The sequence below is a fragment of the Pseudomonas onubensis genome, from assembly GCF_965653655.1.
Lineage (GTDB): Bacteria > Pseudomonadota > Gammaproteobacteria > Pseudomonadales > Pseudomonadaceae > Aquipseudomonas.
Genome location: NZ_CBFHAZ010000340.1, coordinates 1 through 379, shown reverse-complemented (window position 1 = coordinate 379; position 379 = coordinate 1). Strand labels below are relative to the sequence as shown.

At 39.6% G+C, this 379-nt stretch carries 1 protein-coding gene; it reads right to left on the bottom strand.

Features of this window, described 5'->3' with window-relative positions; all coding sequences use genetic code 11:
- On the bottom strand, window positions 1-379 hold a 379-nt coding region (locus ACTD9P_RS30245), incomplete at both ends, for an FAD-dependent oxidoreductase (RefSeq protein ID WP_438870520.1).

Genomic DNA, 379 nt, shown 5'->3' with positions numbered 1-379 from the left:
CCATTTGCATTTCCAGCACTTCCGCGATTTCAGTGTTTGGACGGCGCCCTGTCGCAAATAGTAAATTTTCGAACGGGAAATTTCCAATTGATGTTTGAACATAGTCAGCATGGATTTCTTCGAACGTAAAATCTGTCACAAGTTCGATTCCCAGTTGTTTCATTTTTTCTTTAATAATCGGTCGTGCATCTGGTTCTTCTGTTTGCAATATATCTTTACTATGGTTTAATACGGTTACTTTTGTTCCCATTGGCGCTAGCGCAAATGCCATTTCAATTGCAATGACCCCGCCTCCGATAATTGTTAATTGTTTCGGCAGCTCCTGGATCGAAAAAAACGTATCGGTTGTATGATAATTTGCATTTTCAAGCCCTTTAAA